An 18,095-nucleotide genomic window follows, 5' to 3' on the forward strand; every position below is an offset into this window, starting at 1 on the left:
GTCCATAACCCTTTTGATTTTATTAACACCTAGTTAATTTATTCAATGAACCGATACTGAACAAGGTGGAAATTTCGACCCTGTCTCATGCTGTTTTTTTCACGCATTCTTATTTTTTCCAAAGCAACTTGCTCTCGCTCAAATACATAAGGATGGTTATGGATCTGCATAAATACATTCCTCTACGCACAACCCTAATTACGTTGTTAACAGGCGCTTTAGTCGCATGTGGTGGGGACTCAGATAACGATATAAATAAACCAACGAACAGCTTACCGATTGCTCAAGCAGGAGAAAATCAAACGGTCGATGAAAAGGCAACCGTCACATTACACGGTAGTGGCACAGATAACGATGGGGTGATTAAAAGCTACCAGTGGCAGCAACTTTCAGGCCCCCCAGTTTTGCTATCGGACCAAAGCAACGCAATTTCCTCATTTGTGGCTCCAGATGTCACAGAAAACGAGGAGTTAAGCTTCGAATTAACAGTTATTGATGATGAAGGAGGAAGTGCTACTGATCAGGTAGTTGTCACCGTAAACAACCTGAACAACATAACGATTCAATTGCAAGTACCTCAGAGCATCGCGAAAGGGTCGTGGGCACAATTAAAAGCAGATATATCGAGTGCCGTTGAAATTGACAGCATTGTATGGGAAGAATCAACAGATATAGAGCTTAACATTGATAACGATAAACCTGATTTTGCTTCACTAAAAATCCCTGAAGACTACACTGGAGATAACCTTGAGTTTACGGTCACAGTCTCAGATAAATCAGGCTACTCTACCTCTGCAAGCGCCAATGTAGAAGTTGCTGAAGCAATAGATTTTGTTGACTACACAGGTGACCATGATGAGCAACCGCTTGAAGATGCTGAAGTCATCGCTACATTAGACCCGAGCAGCGAATTGAAGCCGGCAACAAGAGCCGTTGACGGTTACACAACCTTTATCGTTGATGGCCAATCGGGAGTAGAAATTACCCCAGAGATGGGTAGGCTCACACTCACCGCAGGTGCGTTAAGCGACATACAAGTCGGTGATATTATAGTCGGTGTCACCACTGATGGCGACACCGGGTTTATGCGTGAGGTTCTTGATATTAATGGTAATATTTTAACTACCTCGCAAGCACCATTACACAAAGCTTTTCCAGATGCAGACGTTAAACTAGACCTTGTTATCACGAACCAAGCAGCGACACTTAATCAGTCGATTTCAACTGCTAATAATACGGTACAGTCGAGTGTAGATGTTCCTATCTTAACGTTCTCAAGAACACTGCAACAAAAACTAAGCCCTGAAGTCACGTCTGTTGTAGAACTAAAGATGAACTCAAGCGCCCAGATAGGAATAGAGTTTTCAATTATTCGTGGTGAGGTAACTCACTTTTCTACAATTGCTCAAGCAGATTACCTCACTAATACTTATCTAAAAGCGAACTACAGTTACAAAGGAGGCCTGAACAAAAGCAAGGTATTCAATCCCATTATTAACAAAAATGTTAAGCTATTCGTGGGGCCTATTCCTTTATTTTTAAACGTCAAATTACACCCACAACTTGGCGCTAATGTTATTGTTGCTGGTAAAGCAAATTTAAAGATGGGTATTAGTGCATCAGGAAACTATAGAACCGGATTCAAATATCAAAACGAAAAACTGAGCCCAGTTCACAGCTTTGTGCCTGTCATATCTCAAATTGGACCTGAATACGAACTATCAGGTGAAACATCAGCAAAAGTAAAAGCAGAGCTACAGTTTATGCTTTCTGCTTACGAGTTGTCTGTACCATTACCATTTGGGAATAAGATAGAGTTAGATGGCCCTGGAGCAGGGTTAGCAATGGGCCCATATGCAAAATATGCTGCTAAAGCAAACTACAAAAGCGCAAATCATGAGCCAAATTGTAAACTTGAACTCTCAGTAGGATTAGGAGTTAATGCCAACCTAGATTACGGCTTTGTAGGCGATATTCTTGGGCTGACAAGTAAAGCTAAGAAGAAAAAGATTCCTCTTTATGATTTGGAGCAACCAATTTGGGGCTCTGAAGTATGCCCATTTGAGACTCAATTCAATACGCTTACAGGTGCTATCTCCGACGTTGACGGTAGCCCCATATCAGACGCTGATGTGTCACTAACAAGCGTAAGCACTGGCCTTTCTCAACAATTATCATCCGATACCAGTGGCGCCTTTAGTTCTCCACCACTCGCAGTTGGTGATTATCATGTGATCGCTTCTAAATCGGGTTTTCAACCAGAGCGCATTACAATCACTGTTACCGAGGACACCAACCAACCAGTTCAATTAATTCTGCTCAGTGGTGAGCCCGTAGATGGTAGCAACCCAATTGACGACAACCTAGGCAACCCGCGCAAGCAGGCTCGTGTCACAGGAGACCCAAACTTACGTACGTTTGACGGCTTAAACTATGGATTTAATGGCGTTGGTGAGTATATCTTAGCCAAGTCCAATATCGACACTTTTGAGATTCAGGGCCGTTATGTCGCAGTCCCTGGCAATCAACACGTGTCTTTCAATGCCGCTGTCGCCGCAAATGTCGCAGGAACAAGAGTCACCTTTTACCCCAATGATGAAGGCCTTGCCGTGCTTATTGATGGTCAATTACAAACATTGAATAACGGTGCTAGTGAGCTTTCTAATCAAGCAAGTATCTTTAAACAAAATAATCGTCATTACGAAATAACTTGGCCAGACACCTCATTACTAAAAGTGTATCGGCGGGGTGAATTTGTCGAGACAGAAGTGCTTTTACCAAACTCTCGTGCAGGCAGCGTTAATGGGTTACTTGGATACTTTGATGGCAACGTCGACAATGACTTAACGGATGCTAACGGCAATCAAATTGAAGACAAAGGTAACTTCAATCAACTTTATGATATTTACGGCAATAGTTGGCGTGTAACATCCGAATCCTCTTTGTTCGACTACTTCAATGATGAGACCCCTGAAAGCTTCGTTGACCTTAACTTTCCACGAACATTGTTAACTCAAGCGAGGTTAGAGGCACAAATTGGTAGTGCGGAATATCAACGGGTTAAAGAATTGTGCCAAAAGTATGTAAGCATAAAAAGCAGGCTTGAAGCATGTATCATAGATGTTGCTTTAACAGGAAACGAAAGCGATTTAAGCGCTTATCGCGCAATTTCGGAGCCAACATCTGAGTTAACATTAAAAGTTCCACCACAAATCACAATATTGTCTCCAACACCTGGCGCAATTTTGAGTAGTAACATCTTAATAGAAGGCAAGATTGAAACAGTTCAATCAAGTATCGCCAAATTATTTATTTCTATAAATGGAGAAGCTAAAAGAGACATTAGCTTTGCGCTTAATAGTGGCAGTTTCGCACTCACTCAACCAGCGGAGTCTTTTGTTCAAGGTGAAAACAGCATTATACTCTATGCGACAGATAGTCAGGGGAGCCGAGCAAATTCAATTATTGGTTTTACGTTTGACAGTAACGTCGCACCTGCAGCTGGTGGAGATTTAATCGTATTCAATGATGTCAATATTCTAGATGATGAGCGGATTTACAAAGCTGATAACACGCAATTTGCGAAAAACCTAGCCAGTTTTTCAGGAAACAGCCTCCGTGCCCAAGGTTCTAAAATAGTCCTAGATCGATCTCATGATTCTCGCTGCAGTTGGTCATGCCAATCTATTAATTACCTGTACAGTACTTGGGAAGATTTAGGCTTTGAAGTTATTACATATCAGTCTCTAGAAGATTGGGATCTTGATGACCCACAAATAAAACTTATCGTACTCTGGACTCCACTTAACTCATATTCTCCGGATGAAGTCAGTCGCTTAAAACAATTTGCTGCACAGGGGGGAAGAATTGTATTTGTCGGTGAGCACGAGCTGTTCTATGGGCTAAAAGGCATTGAAGTTGAAAACAACTTCCTTATCAGTATGGGGGCATTTATGCGTAACATTGGAAAAGATGTATACGGCGGCAACCATTATTTTGATGTCGGTGAAGATAACCAACATCAAACAGTTCAGAATGTAGAAACTTTGGTATTCAACAGAGTATCCCTACTCTCTCTCGGTCCAAACGACTACCCCTTGGTGAAGAGTGCCGATGGTTTAGACGTAATAGCAGGAGTTGCACGTATTGATATCAATAATCAATCCAATGAACGCCAACAATATTACTTTATGCTACACCAGAGTAATAAGCCCAAAAACCCACCATCACCTATCGTAAGTGATCGCTCAACAAACTAAAATAAAGCAGGCCCACTCATGCACAATTTGATGAGTGGGCCATAAAACCTAGCCATAGTTGACTTAATTAGAGACCACAGCCAAACCACCAGACATTAATAAACCAGAATAACAGGGCTAAATTAAACTTGGCTGTTGTATGTGTGTCAAAAAGCGGACGTTTGGTACTAACTCGCATTTGCCCCGAAATTGTTTAGACTATTTACCCTATTGCGATTTATAAAAACCTATTCACATTAGAAAATTAACGCCGAAATAATGCTTTTTTCGCATATCTCCAGTCGTGACATGCTGTAAATACTTCCCTGTTGTCGACGGTCACTTTGTCGATATGCCGAGGATTGGTGCAAGTTTTGAGTAAGAAGTTATACCCGGGCTGACTCTTATTTAATAAAATGCCTTTAAACAGCGATTCAATCAGTTAACTTAGGAAAGCGCCAAAATCATCACTTTTTTCTCCATAAGGATAGCACTTTGATTGTTCAATAAAGATCAGGCTTGGTTAAAACTAAACAGATCAATGTTATTTAAAGTGGTTGAACTAAACTGCCTTCAGCTTGCTGCCCTAAGTAAAAGCGTGTCACACTAAAAAAAGAGGGCCAATCACCAGCTTTATTTTTTCTAAGTACTGATGCAGCTATGGATCTACGGGCCAGCTCTATTGTTTGTCCACTCCTCAACTTCTCTGTAATTAGGTTATTGAGGTTATCGAGAACAGCTTTTCGAGCTCGCATTATCCGTGGAGAGTTTAGATTTAGTTCCTTGATTGTTCGGCGTGCCATTTTGACGTCAAGACCTTGAGCCTCACAAACAGTTTCATTTACATCAATCAAACCTGTTGAGCGGTAAAATTTCCAAATATTGGCGTCAGGTAAATTGAGTGGATTGAAGATAATCGCATCTAGAATTTTGTCACCTTTAAGTACATCACAAGAATAGTTTTCAGGATCAGTATCAAATCTCTTTTCAGGAGCAACAACTTTACTCTGATTTCCTCCACAGCAAACAACTAGTAAGTTAGCCCAATCTAACCCCCAGTTAGGCTCTCCCTGCTCGCGTTTTGATTTTGGGTGAAAATGCTCGATACGGCAGTCATCTAGAGCTCCGTTTGTTCCTGACAATAAATCCTGTTCACAATATGCACATAAATTGCCTTGGTCCGTCCGTAGTTGTTGCTGTGTTTCCTGATATCTTGCACCGCAACAGCGGAAAGTTTCGCCAATCAATTCATTGTCTTTTTTATCTTTATCCCACAAAGCATCAGGGTTTGCAGCTCTGAATACACCTAGCCGATTGGGCTCGACTCCTTTATTAATAATTTTCATTGTCTCGCTCAAACTCACGAATTCGAATATCTGTTTCCAATTTTTGAAGCTCCGCTTCTGTTTGCCCACCCCACCTATATAACACTTCTTTTAGTTCTAACGCTTCTTCAGTGTCCCACTTATCAGATTCTACCAGCTCAGTATAGCGATTTAACTTTTGGACAATTTCAAGGTGTTGAGGTCGAATATTACCTCCCAAGACGTCTTCCAACATTCTTGTACTTTCAGAACCATAAGTACTCGTTCCTATTAATAGTTTTGCTTCACTTTCATCGGCAGAAACAATGCGGATTGATTCAGCATGAACAGTAGTAAGTACTTGAGGACTATGTGTGGTAACAATAAATTGGATGTTTTTAAACAAACTTGTCAGATCATTTAGAACTTTCTGCTGCCATCTCGGATGCAGGTGAAGCTCAATTTCATCTATTAGAACAATCCCATTCACTGCTAATGGGTTGTTACTGGTAGGATTAAGTAAATAGGTACGTCGCACTAAGTCGATTGTTAAAGCAACCATATTTCTATAGCCTTCGCTTAGTTGCTCTAGGGTAAGCTTTACACACTCATCCTTCTCATTTTTCCAATGCACCACAACATCATTGCTGTTTTTATCAAACTCTATGCTCGTTACTCGCTCTACAATCTGATAAACAGCCTCAGAGACAAGTCTCTTAGCCGGGTGGATAAACTTGTGATCTTTTAGCTCATCACGCTTTCGAAGTTCATCTACTTCAATTTTCGAGAACCAGTTTTTTATAATGCCATAGTTCACCTTAGCATCTAGAGCAGAGTCATAACCTTCGCCACGAATATCTTTTTCGAAGGGGTTTATTGCTACTTTAGAACTTGTTGGGGTGAGGGCGCGACTTGTTCCATAGTAGGTGATCAATGGAAACTCAGATTGGCTATCAACCAACTGACTGGCGTAGCCAGTTAATGCTGCCGTTCCTATCTTCGGAGGCTCTGATGTCCCGGCCCCTTTTGCTACAAGGTCCCAACTCAAGCTTGATGTTGTCTCAATCGCTATACGAGCATAACTCGCAACCCCGTTCGAACTGACATGAATATCCGATCTTTTTATCAGCTTTCCCTTTGCATCAGGCATAGCTGTGAGAAAAGGACCAAGCCCGCACGCTACAGCTTCTAATATTGAAGTTTTACCGGCACCATTTTCTCCAACCAATACATTCAAAGAAGGGTGCATTGGCACTTTGAAATTTGTGTATCCCCTAAAGTTGCTTACAGTGACTTCGCTAACTTTCAGGTCTTTTCGTACGTAAAGAGAAGGATCTAAGTTAAATTGTCTTTCTGCTATCTGCCGAGGGAGTAAGCTAATGCTAAATCGGCCGTCATTGTCACAAGCCTCAACAATCGCATTTATGTTGTCCGGGGAGAGAACATTTCGACCTCGAGCTGGTTCATAAAACAACGAAGCATCGACAAATTTGACGCTTCTATTGTTTTTATTCCCTAACCCTGAGTTGAGAACAAGAAGCACTGTCGGAATTGACGTCGAGTAATGGATGCTTTTAGGTAATAAAATGACCTGTTCGATAACTGCTTGAGACACTAAATATTCGCGAACTTTGGCTTCAGAGCCTGTTCTCGTTAAGGCTCCCAGAGACATACCAACTAACAACTTACCTTTCTCAGTAAGGGCTGACAGCATTGATAGCGTTACGAACCAATCACTTCTACTTTCAGGCAGAATGCTGGCTACGTCTAGCCACTCATTACCCTTTGAATAGTAAATATCTTCCCGAGATGATTTGGGGATTTTCATTCCAAAAGGTGGAAAGGAAATAATTAGGTCGTATTCATTTTGCTGATAGATGGGATTCGATAAGGAGTCACCAAAAAAGTCTCTACCTTTTATCCCTCTGATTACTCGGCTTATTATTAGTTGAAAATATGCGTCCTTGTTGACTTCTTGAGTATCTATACAAACTCTTTCTTTACTTACATTGAAAAAAGAAAACGCTGTGTTTCCAGCCCCTGCAAATGGATCGCACACTGACTTTGGTTGATAACGCAATCCGAGCGCAGTGACCAACTGGTTAACATCATTGGGAGTGTAAAACTCACTTCCTGATTTCCCTTCATTCTCAGCAAAGAGTAAATCGAGTTCAGCTAGAGAAAGTGACACTATGGAAGCGCTTCTATTTAATAACCTATCTCTGATTGCATGACGAACAAAAGACTCATCAACGTTGTCGAATGAAAGAAATGTGTTTTTTAAGTAATCACAAAGGAAATTAGATACATCGCGATGAATTAATCCTAAATGAACTGCATCCTCAATCAACTCGTAGGAGTAACTAGCTATAACATTAAAAGAATCAAACCTTGGTGCCTCAAAATGCTGACCGGTATTAGATTGGAGATAACGTATGAAGAAAATTGAATACGCTAATGAACGATAGTTCGATATAGGAGAAGCCCCTCGAACATAATCAAGTATCTTCCATATTTCTCTTGCCTGATCTTTAGCTAATTTCAGGTCTTCATCGCAATATGTCATTTCTTATCTCATTACTTAACGTTTAAGGTATAAAACCCTAGATTAACCATGTGTTATCTGTTCATCAATGCAGCTATTTTGCTTCATCATGTCAAAAATCAGCTCAACATAACTTGCCATTACTTGTGGGTCTTTAAGCAATGTTCGGGCAATATCGCCTTCTTTCAGCAGAGCTTGAACAACTGCTTGCTTCACCGCCTGCGGTAGATCACCTTTAAGTGCAATCGATTTGTCGTGCTTTTCTACCTGTTCAACGACCACTGGGTTTTGGTTGATACGAGTAATGGTGCCGTTGGCAAAGTTTCTGCGACCAGGCTCGTCCCCTACATCACCAAACAACTCATTGAGACGGCGAATGATATCTTTTAGAAAGACTTTTTCTCTGTCATTAGGGTCACTTGGATTAGGTGTTATTGGCCTAAGAGGTTCTGCTACGCCATCTGGTAAACCGGTAGTTGAAGGTTTTATCTTGTATTTTTCCAGTACTAGCGCACTGAGGTCGATGTTTTCCGGTGTTACCCCTTTCAATCGACGTGCTAGCAAGTGAGCAAACGCGGCAAAGTTTTCCAGTTCAGGATCACCAAACTCAATCAATTGCGCCATGTAGCTGTAGTGCTTCACAAATCGAGCTAAATCCGATTTAAAACGCATCAGAGCTTCGCGCTGCTTGGTGAACTCGCTGCGTTGCGATTCGGCATAGTTCGCCGCTTTCTCATCACCCGCAAGGTGCGCTTTGTTGTATTGCTGATCCCAATGGTTTGCAGCATCAACCAGCTCTTTGAGCTTAACGTTGAACACATCGGTAGGACGTTGTGTGGCAGCAAGCAGCTTTTTGTGTGCGTGTGACTTTTTGTCGGGTGCCTGGCCGAGAATCGATTTACCACGCGCTTGCTTAAATAACTCTAAATCTTGATGGTTGTAGATGCTTTGCTCATCCAGAATCTCTTTGATGTCATAGATGACGTTTACATCTTGCACTTCGTTGAGCTGCGCGCCTTTGTCGTACTTTTTGAACGCATTGAGAATGGTCTGTGGCTCATTGGCAAAATCAATCACGTAAGTGGTGTCTTTGCCTGGGTAGGTGCGGTTTAGGCGCGACAGCGTTTGCACCGCTTCTACATCTGAGATCTTCTTATCCAAGTACATTGCAACCAGTTTGGGTTGGTTAAAGCCCGTTTGGAACTTGTTGGCGACTAGCATGACGCGATATTCGGTTTTCTCGAACTCGTGACGCAGATCAGCCCCATGTGTGTCGGGATTTAAGTTGTACTCGGTGTACTCTTTGTCGAAATCAATCCCCAGTGGGTCTTGGCTGTCTTCATCACCCAAATCTTTACCCGGTACTTTGCCTGAGAAGGCAACCAAGGCTTGAATACCTTCGATACCATGCTTTTTAATGTACTTATCAAAGGCAAGCTTGTATTTCACCGCCTGCGGCCTGCCAGATGTGACCACCATGGCTTTGGCTTCACCTTCCAGAAGGTGAGCGATATTGGCTTTGAAGTGCTCAATAATGAATTCGACTTTTTGGCTGACAGTGGTTGGGTGCAGTGACATCCAACGCGCCAAAGCGCGACGGGCTTGTTTGCTGTCTACGCGCTTCTCATCCAGATTGTTCTCACCTATTTTGTAAGCCGTATCGTAGTGGGTGTAATTCTCCAGCACATCGAGAATAAAGCCCTCATCAATGGCCTGACGTTGGGTGTAGAGGTGGAACGATTCTGGTTTGTTTTCATCTGACACTGGCTGGCTAGGGTCTTTCGGGCGACCAAACAGCATCTTAGTGCTGTGCTTGGGTGTTGCTGTAAAAGCAAAGTGCGAGACGTTCTTGGGCATGGCACGCGCTTCTTGCACCTTAGTAAGAATGTCCTCAATACTCATTTGCTCCAACTCTTGAGGGCTCAGGTTTATCGTGAGCGCTGCGCGTAAACCTTTGGCTGTAGAGCCAGTTTGTGAGGTATGAGCCTCATCAATGATCACTGCAAAGTTACTTTGTGCCAAAGATTGATTGGTCAGAATTGCTTCTAACGCATACGGGAAGGTTTGGATGGTAACAACAATGATCGGCGTGCCTGTTAGCAGTGCATCTGTCAGCTGTTTTGATTTTGACTCGCTACTCTTTTCGCGGTCAATCGCCTTAATCACCCCATATTGATGATCCAGCTGCTGCACCGCATCTTGCAACTGCGAATCCAGCACGGTGCGGTCGGTCACAATGATTACGGATTTAAAGACCGCTTTACCCTCTGGGCTGCGTAAACGAATCAAATCATGGGCCGTCCAGGCAATGGTCGAGGTTTTGCCTGAGCCTGCGCTGTGCTCACAAAGATACTGCATGCCTGCACCGTTCTGGCGGGCATCGTCAATCATCTTGTTTACCGCATCAAGCTGATGGTAACGGGGGAAAATCTGCGTCTCTTTACGCTGAACCTTGCCATTGCTATCGGCGACTTCTTTGGTTTCGACATACACGAAGCTGTAGAAGATACGCAACCAGTTATCTTTTTGGGCGATCTCTTGCCAGAAATAGCTGACCGGATACTCACCATCTTCACCCGGTAAGTTGATATGCACGGGTAAATCAGAGGTAGAACCGTCATGGCCTTTGTTAAAGGGCAGAAAATAGGTGTTTTCTCCCGCCAGTTTGGTCGCCATGGCTATTTCTGTGTCAGACATGGCAAAATGCACCACTGCGCCACGTTTAAAGGTTAACAGCGGCTCTTTGCGCTTGGTTTTTGGGTCAACGGGTAAGCGGTCTTGCTTGTACTGCGCTATCGCTGATTCTATCGATTGAGTGAAATCGGTTTTGAGCTCGGCGGTGGCTACGGGTAGGCCGTTGATAAAGAACACCAAGTCAATTTCCCACTCGCGGGTCGGGCAATATTTTAGCTGGCGTACCACGCGCAAAATGTTGTGCTCATAACGGGCAATACGCTCTTCATTGCGCGCATCTTCGGGTTTGCGTTGGCCCATGGCAATGGTGCCGCAACCTGCAATGGTAAACCCTTTGCGCAACACATTAATGGTGCCACCTGTTTTACTGGCAAGTGCTTTTTCTAAACGCTCTAGTAGCACCTGCTCGGTATTCGCGCCATGCAGTTTATTCAGCTTGTGCCAGGCATCAGGTTGAGTGGCCTTTACCCAATCCATGACATCTTGCGGGTAAATGGCGCGCTGCTGGTCATAATGGCTGGAGTGGCCTTCTTTCCAGCCATTGTTCACCAACTGCTCGGTAATATATTGTTCAAAATGCACTTCATGATGTGCTGCCATTACACCGCCTCCCTGACGTCGATTTTCCCTGTGACTGCTGCGCTGATAAGGGAAGTCTTACGTTCTTTTAAAAGAGCAATAGAGTTATTTGTTTCAATAATTAAATCTTCAATTTTTGAACTTACTGACTTTATGTGAGAAGTAATCGCTTCCTGCTCAGTTTTTGGTGGTTTAGGAATAAGTAGTTTTTTAATATTTGCTTGCGATAGGTTGTTTGCTAAGCCTTCAGCACCGCCAATAGCAAGCTCAATTTGGCGTCGCAATGGAAATGAGCCTAAAGCAATTGCTACGAACTCAGCGTCCACTTCTTCTTTGCAATGTAGCCGGAATAACTTATCTGAGAGCATTAGTCGTTCTCTTGTCGCGTAGACATAAGCCGCAGAGCCTATTAACTCTCTTGAACCACTGGCTCGAGACATTATGAGATCGCCAACCTTTACTTCGATTTCTGGTCTTGGAGATAGTGTTTCAGGAAGCTCTTTATTTTCATCTTGACTGTAAACACCCCCATTAACTGCACCAGACTTTAGTACTCCCCATCTTTCGTTTTTGGCTGGGGTAGCTAAACACTCAGGGCTCCAGCCTTGTTCGATTGAATCAATAAGGCGTTTTAGTTGCACGACACTCCAATGCTTCGGTACTTGCCCAATCCACTCGATGCCAGAGTCCTGCATCTCCACATTGGGGTTAAGCCCCTTGGTGACCACATGGCTGATCAGCGCTTGGCGTTTTTCTTTCAGTAGCTTAATAAAGGTCTGTTTTTCCTCGATCAGACTATCGATACGCTGGGTTTCGCGATCGAGGAACTTTTCAATCGCTTGTTGCGTTAATTCAGGTGGCAATAAAATAGGCAAGCGCTTTAATTCGTCATATTTAAGAGATTGACGCATGCCTGCCCCAAGGTTGTAAAAAACCTTGGTTTCATCATATGCTCGCATCAAATAATGAAGATATCTTGGTCTAATAGCGTTTGGCGTGACTGCAACGTATGCCGACGTGATAATGCCTCGTTCCATACATTGGGCAGAGCGAAGACTGCGCTTATCATTCTGTAAATCCGTTAGTCTAAAAATGATGTCATTTTCATTAACTATTTGATAAGTCTCGAATGAAGCAGGTAGAAGCCCACCTTGTGTATCAATACTTTTGCGCTTAATACGGCCAAAGCTTAACGATAAAAGGTTATCTTCTATCATTCCCTTATTTGACAGTTTTGATTCAGAGGCAACAGTGTATAAAGGGGCTGATTTCCAATCCTCTGGTATAGCCTCAACCCACTTAATATTGCTACCAGCATATTTTTGATAAGGCGTGATCATTCCGCCACCTCATTGAGCAGTGCCTGAATGCGCGCTTCACATGCCTTTAGCTCGCTATCAATTACACCCAAATCTCGTGGCGGCACGTACTGGTAGAAATAGCGGTTAAAGTTTATTTCATAACCGACAATGCCCACTTCGCCGTCTTTTTCATCACGCACTGAGTGATCGATAAAGGCATCTGGCACATGCGGTAGCACCTCTTGTGCAAAGTAATCTTCAACATCACGATCAAAGGGAATGCTTTCGGTGTCTTTGAGTTTTGGATCAGCAATTTTTTGGCCTTTTTCATCCAGTGCTGGCTCGAATTGCGGATCTATCAACATAAAGTGCGTAGTTAAGGCCGTAGCCAGTGCCTTCGGGCACTTACCAAAGTCACCTTTATTGTGATTGTGTTTCGCTGCCAAATGTGCCCATTCATAAGGCTGAAGGCCAAGGTTTTCGGTGAGATGTTGTACCCACGCCGCTTGCTGTTCAGGTTTGAGCTTTTGGAACGTCGCTAAGTCTTTCAGCTGGGCGATACCGTCCTTAGTGAGATTGAGTTTGGCGCGCAGTGGGCGCTGGATGATGACTTTGCGGTAGGCAAAATCGGTGGTGTTAAAGAGCTTGCAGTTCTCGCTGGTTTCAAAACCATCGTATGCGCGTACAATGTCGTCAATCTGTTTATCACTCAGGTACTTTCGCTTATCACCTTGTGATTTGCGCATTGGCGTCCAGATGTCTGCCAAGTTAATCAGTTGCACTTGGTTCTTGCGTCTTGGCTCTTTATGGTTAGACAAAATCCAGATGTAGGTGCCAATTCCGGTGTTGAAGAACATATCGGTTGGCAGGGCAACAATCGCTTCGACTAAGTCTTGTTCTAGCAGCCAACGGCGGATTTCTGATGGGCCTGAGCCTGCATCGCCGTTAAACAGTGGCGAGCCTGAGAGCACGATACCGACGCGGCCACCGCCGTTTTCAGGCGTTTCCATTTTTGATACCAAGTGCAACAAAAACAGCATGGAGCCATCAGAAATACTGGGTAGACCAGGGCCAAAGCGACCTGCGTATTTGAGCTGTTTGTGCTCACGTTCTACTTCTTTCTTGGCTTTTTCCCACTTAATGCCAAATGGCGGGTTGGCAAGGCCGTAGTGGAACTTGTCGGCACGTAACTGATCGTCGGATAGGGTGTTGCCTTGTTTGATGTTGTTGGCATCAAAGCCACGGATCATCATATTGGTCAACGCCATGGCATGAGTCGCGGGGTCGAGTTCTTGACCAAAAGGCACGACTTTGGCGCTGCTGCCCATCTCTTCAATTTGGCTGATGGCATCGGAAAGGAAGCCGCCCGTGCCACAAGTTGGGTCATAGATGGTGCGGATCACGCCCTTTTCACTAAAAATATCTTCATCCGCTGCCAGCACCAGTTTGGTGGCAAGACGCACGGCATCGCGCGGAGTCATAAATTCCCCGGCCTTTTCATTGACCGAGCTGGCGAACTTAAAAATCAGCTCTTCATAGGCATCAGACAATACGCGATCAGACACAACATCAGGATGTAGGTCGAGATTGGCAAAGTAGCTCACCATGCGGTAGAGCAGCTTGGCTTTTTCCAGATCTTCTATGGTTTGACCAAATTTAAACTCATCAAAAATGGTACGAACGTTTTTGCTGAACTGGCTGATGTAGTGTTCTAGGTTGTCGCCTGTATCTGACGCGCCTAAGGTTTCCAGGCTGTATTCACTGGTGTTGTAAAAGGCAAATCCCGCGACTTCTGGCAACACTAAACCAAGGTCAATGCCCGATTGTTTCTCGGCCAGATAGAACTTGCGCACTTCCTCACGGGTGGGTTCCAACACGCATTCAATACGACGCAGTAGCAAAAAGGGCAGGATGATGCGTGCAAAGTCGGTGTGTTTGAAATCACCCCATAGGTCATCTGCCATACGCCAAATAGCACTGGAGAGTTTGGCGCTTTGTTCTTTGTCTTGTAAGTTCATTGATACTGCCTAAATAAAGTTAAATCGTTAAAAATCAGTGTTTTGTTTGGTTGTTTTTTTGCGTACTAGCTAAAGATGGCTTGCCAACGACAAAACGCATTGCGGTGCCTGTCTGTCCATTGGGTGCAAATCACGTAAGTTTTTTCATCTCGCTGGGCTACTTTAGTGGTGGAGTAGCGGTTGCGCTCTTTGGCATCTTTGGCTGCACTGCGAATGTCTTCTGGCCGTGGTGATTTAGCCAGCTTAAGCACCGGGAATGACAACCCAAAGGTGTTGCGACAATAGGTTAGCTGCGTGAGATTTTCTATTTCACTCAGTGGTAGAGCGTGCTCAACCAAGTCTTGGATAGCTTCGGTTATCTCGGCATTGCTGATTTTGTTTTGTGCTTGGCTGTGTGAGGCCTCCTGAGCTGCTGCTTCATTTTCAAGGGCAACAGAAAACGGAAAGCCTTTGGCCTGAACGGACTTTGCTAGAAATACGTTGATGGCCTGCTCAATCGGTAAACCTAATTCAGCGAAAATGATCATGGCTTTTTCAAGTAGTTGAGGGTCTATCTTGGTTGTTTTCATATGACTCACAAAACCTACAAATTGTAATTTTTGTATCTTAGCGGGTTTGGTGTGTAGTGGCGAGTGTTTGGGTCAAAAAAGCGAGAAGAAATTGTTGTCGTGATTGCTTTGGATGAGGGCAGTGTACCGTTTTCGTCAAATTGATGCATTTGGTTGTTTTGTCCGTTCAAAGCTTCATGTTTTGCTTGATGAATAACGCTGAAGTAATATCTAAACACATTACCGAATCATTTATCTGTTTTCAAAATAGCTCTTCCCATACAAAATTTAATGCGAATTTGCTTTGCTAACTCAACATCCGAAGCTCATTTCTGTCCAAAAACAAGTTGGCATTAATATCCACTCCTCGCTCAAAGTAACCTGCCACATTAAAGACAAACTCGTCCGTTAGTGCGATAAGTCAGATATGAAATACTAGCGTTAAATCAACTAAAGTAGTGCCCTAGCGAATAGAGCAATTTGTCTTTTGGAACATTTCCGTGCTTTTTTCTAAATTTATCAATTACTTTTGCAGCGTAGCGATAGGTTATTCCAATATGATCTTCAATTTGCTTCATCGGTTTCCCCGAAACCAAGTATCGCATCACTTGACGCTCTGTATCGCTCATTTTTATATAATTGTCGTATAACTCGGCAACTAAGTTTGGATCTGAGAAGATTTTGCTGTTCAACGCCGAGCAAAATAACCCGATTTGTTCTTCATTTTCCTGTACCAGATGATTAAAGTCTTTATCACTTAAATTGCTATACAAAGTAACACAAGCGTAGCCTCTGTGGTCGCACATGAGCGGGACGACAAAACCGTTATTGAGACCAAATTCGTTTTTTGCATGGGCTAAGGTAGCAACTTGTAACTCAGTGGGGTTAAAACTCTGTAAGTCCCGCCACCAATTGATTGGCTTTCGATGCCCTGACAGTATTTGAGCCACGAAGATATCCTTCTCAGGCTTAAAAATTTCATTTTCCTGATAGTACTTTAAATAATCGAGAGGGGCGTTTTCGGTGGCTAGTATGATAGGCATTTGATTCAAGTGTTTAACAAATTCATGGCTTGGCAAAAAACCATAAATTGCGCTATCAAATCCGATATGTGATATGGCACGATAAAAACTTGCAGTGTATTCTGCTTGATTCGAAGCATTCAACAAATCGACTAGATCTTGATAGCGCATTTTTATTTTCCTACTTTTTAGCTACGATTAAATTCATTGCACCATGAAAGTGAGTGCAATCTCTGTTTGTTACAGACAGTCCAGCTTGTTCTAGCCAACCTTCAACTTTATCTAAAGTATAAAACGAATGTTGGTATTGTGTGACAAATTGTAAATTCAATCTCTTAAAGTCTGCAACAGCAGGATTGCCACTAAATTGCGATTCATACAACTCAATCATCATTTCCATGTGAGATTTTGTCATGTTTTCATTGGGGTTTGCGATAATTAACAGACCACCCGGAGCAAGTAAGTTATAGCAGTGTTTAAAAACCAAAGACGGATTATCCATCGCGTAAACACTGTTTATTAATGTAATCACGTCGTATTGATGTGTATTTACAAATTCTTCGAGTTGCACATGAAATGCTTGAAACCGCTGTGGTTCTTTAAGTCTCTGCAGATTGGCGTTGGCTTTTTGCACCATATCAAGAGATGTATCGACGCCGTGATAAGTAGAAACCTCACCATTAACAAAAGCGGCTAAGTTTCCATTTCCACATCCAGCATCCAGTACAACTCCTGACAACAGCGGAGCAATTGTATTATAAAGTTCAACCTGTGGTGGAGTAATAATAGAGTCAAATGCACTACTATATTCATCCCAATGAGATTTATTCATAATTTCCCTTTTAATTAGACTATCACTCTTATTAAAGCAAGATGATAAGTTTCGATTTAGGAAGCGAAGGCCCCTTTGCTTTATCTCTTTCGTTTCAACAACTAGAGCAGATATTTTTCTATCAACCCCAATATCATAGTTGCAATCACTTTTAATAAGTATAGCGTTAAATAACTTTTTATAAAAATCAACATTTCCTCTCAGGATAAAAAACAACCGCTCATAACCCATCTGTTGTGCTTTATCTAATAACAGGCCATAAACGACTCTGGTAATTGCGACATCTTTACTCGATATACTAAGCTGGCCTACAACTGCATCCTTTTTAGGGTCAAAGTCATCGCTTAATGATGCCCTTACTTCTTTCCAAACATCTTCATCTTCATACGCACTGCTCAGTCCAAAAGTCGCTATTGGATTATGTGGAACTTGGCTTATATCACTAAGTAGGTATAGAGAAATACCTTTACCTAAGATTTTATCTTTAGTAACTCTGATAGCTGGAAAGTTTTCCACATAGTTTTCTTTCAACGTTTTAACTGCGACATCAATATTATTTAAATTACATGCTTCTATTTTAAAAGACATAGTAAATTCCTCTCATTCTGTTTTTAAAGGAGAGGTAAAATCTGTCTGCAGCCAGAGTTCACCTTACATCAGGCGTTTGCTTGTTTGCCCGATAGACATAAGGTTAAGGCGATAATGGCAGATGCCAGAGGCCGATATTTGGAAAACTCACAAACCAATAAGCTATTTAATATCAATTAGTTAATGGATTAGGAAAGAAATAGGAAATAGATTGGAAGTAAAGCAAGGTGCTACTTGTAGCACTTGATATAAAAGGATCTCAAATTAGCTCTGTATTTTTACAAACGTCAGCTACAGACAACCTTCTGCCAGCTCTTTAGTCAGCAATCGTTTTGTTTGAAAGTTTTACAGGTAAATATTGTAGTTCGATGTAATGGTTGAACTTAAACACCGTAAACCAAAGGCTCGCAGTATTTGAGGATGCTT

General features: G+C 42.7%; 9 protein-coding genes. 1 reads left to right on the plus strand and 8 read right to left on the minus strand.

Features of this window, described 5'->3' with window-relative positions; genetic code table 11:
• The first annotated feature begins 158 nt into the window (after positions 1-158).
• Positions 159-4,259, plus strand: coding sequence for a VWD domain-containing protein (locus GSF13_RS03400; protein ID WP_211865157.1), 4,101 nt, complete (start codon positions 159-161; stop codon positions 4,257-4,259).
• Positions 4,260-4,786: 527 nt separating this feature from the next.
• On the opposite strand, the gene GSF13_RS03405 is transcribed toward GSF13_RS03400, so the two are convergent.
• From GSF13_RS03405 to GSF13_RS03440, 8 genes are all read right to left on the minus strand, one after another.
• The gene (locus tag GSF13_RS03405) at positions 4,787-5,584 is read right to left on the minus strand and encodes a retron system putative HNH endonuclease (RefSeq protein WP_211865158.1); all 798 of its coding nucleotides are present in this window, start codon (positions 5,582-5,584) and stop codon (positions 4,787-4,789) included.
• Positions 5,571-8,108: an N-6 DNA methylase gene (locus tag GSF13_RS03410; RefSeq protein ID WP_211865167.1), complete on the minus strand. Its 2,538-nt coding sequence runs from the start codon at positions 8,106-8,108 to the stop codon at positions 5,571-5,573. The genes GSF13_RS03405 and GSF13_RS03410 overlap by 14 nt, the downstream gene beginning before the upstream one ends.
• A 42-nt stretch (positions 8,109-8,150) precedes the next feature.
• Entirely contained in the window at positions 8,151-11,381 is a 3,231-nt protein-coding gene (locus GSF13_RS03415; RefSeq protein WP_211865169.1) for a DEAD/DEAH box helicase family protein, read from the minus strand.
• Positions 11,381-12,700: a restriction endonuclease subunit S gene (locus tag GSF13_RS03420; RefSeq protein WP_211865171.1), complete on the minus strand. Its 1,320-nt coding sequence runs from the start codon at positions 12,698-12,700 to the stop codon at positions 11,381-11,383. Before GSF13_RS03420 ends, GSF13_RS03415 begins: the two co-directional genes overlap by 1 nt.
• Positions 12,697-14,679: a class I SAM-dependent DNA methyltransferase gene (locus GSF13_RS03425; protein ID WP_211865173.1), complete on the minus strand. Its 1,983-nt coding sequence runs from the start codon at positions 14,677-14,679 to the stop codon at positions 12,697-12,699. Before GSF13_RS03425 ends, GSF13_RS03420 begins: the two co-directional genes overlap by 4 nt.
• A gap of 65 nt (positions 14,680-14,744) precedes the next feature.
• A complete protein-coding gene (locus GSF13_RS03430) occupies positions 14,745-15,248 on the minus strand; it encodes a type II toxin-antitoxin system RelB/DinJ family antitoxin (protein WP_211865175.1) in 504 nt (167 codons plus the stop codon).
• A gap of 425 nt (positions 15,249-15,673) precedes the next feature.
• A complete protein-coding gene (locus GSF13_RS03435) occupies positions 15,674-16,420 on the minus strand; it encodes an autoinducer binding domain-containing protein (RefSeq protein ID WP_010603763.1) in 747 nt (248 codons plus the stop codon).
• 10 nt (positions 16,421-16,430) lie between these two features.
• Entirely contained in the window at positions 16,431-17,669 is a 1,239-nt protein-coding gene (locus GSF13_RS03440) for a class I SAM-dependent methyltransferase (protein ID WP_010603764.1), read from the minus strand.
• Between the last annotated feature and the right edge of the window lie 426 nt (positions 17,670-18,095).

The organism is Pseudoalteromonas sp. M8 (assembly GCF_018141365.1).
Classification (GTDB): domain Bacteria; phylum Pseudomonadota; class Gammaproteobacteria; order Enterobacterales; family Alteromonadaceae; genus Pseudoalteromonas.

What these genes read in the sequence shown, in the direction of transcription:
- GSF13_RS03420 (WP_211865171.1), bottom strand. Translation starts at nt 12,700, where the DNA reads ATGATCACGCCTTATCAAAAATATGCTGGTAGCAATATTAAGTGGGTT.
- GSF13_RS03410 (WP_211865167.1), bottom strand. Translation starts at nt 8,108, where the DNA reads ATGACATATTGCGATGAAGACCTGAAATTAGCTAAAGATCAGGCAAGA.
- GSF13_RS03425 (WP_211865173.1), bottom strand. Translation starts at nt 14,679, where the DNA reads ATGAACTTACAAGACAAAGAACAAAGCGCCAAACTCTCCAGTGCTATT.
- GSF13_RS03415 (WP_211865169.1), bottom strand. Translation starts at nt 11,381, where the DNA reads ATGGCAGCACATCATGAAGTGCATTTTGAACAATATATTACCGAGCAG.
- GSF13_RS03435 (WP_010603763.1), bottom strand. Translation starts at nt 16,420, where the DNA reads ATGCGCTATCAAGATCTAGTCGATTTGTTGAATGCTTCGAATCAAGCA.
- GSF13_RS03400 (WP_211865157.1), top strand. Translation starts at nt 159, where the DNA reads ATGGATCTGCATAAATACATTCCTCTACGCACAACCCTAATTACGTTG.
- GSF13_RS03430 (WP_211865175.1), bottom strand. Translation starts at nt 15,248, where the DNA reads ATGAAAACAACCAAGATAGACCCTCAACTACTTGAAAAAGCCATGATC.
- GSF13_RS03405 (WP_211865158.1), bottom strand. Translation starts at nt 5,584, where the DNA reads ATGAAAATTATTAATAAAGGAGTCGAGCCCAATCGGCTAGGTGTATTC.
- GSF13_RS03440 (WP_010603764.1), bottom strand. Translation starts at nt 17,669, where the DNA reads ATGTCTTTTAAAATAGAAGCATGTAATTTAAATAATATTGATGTCGCA.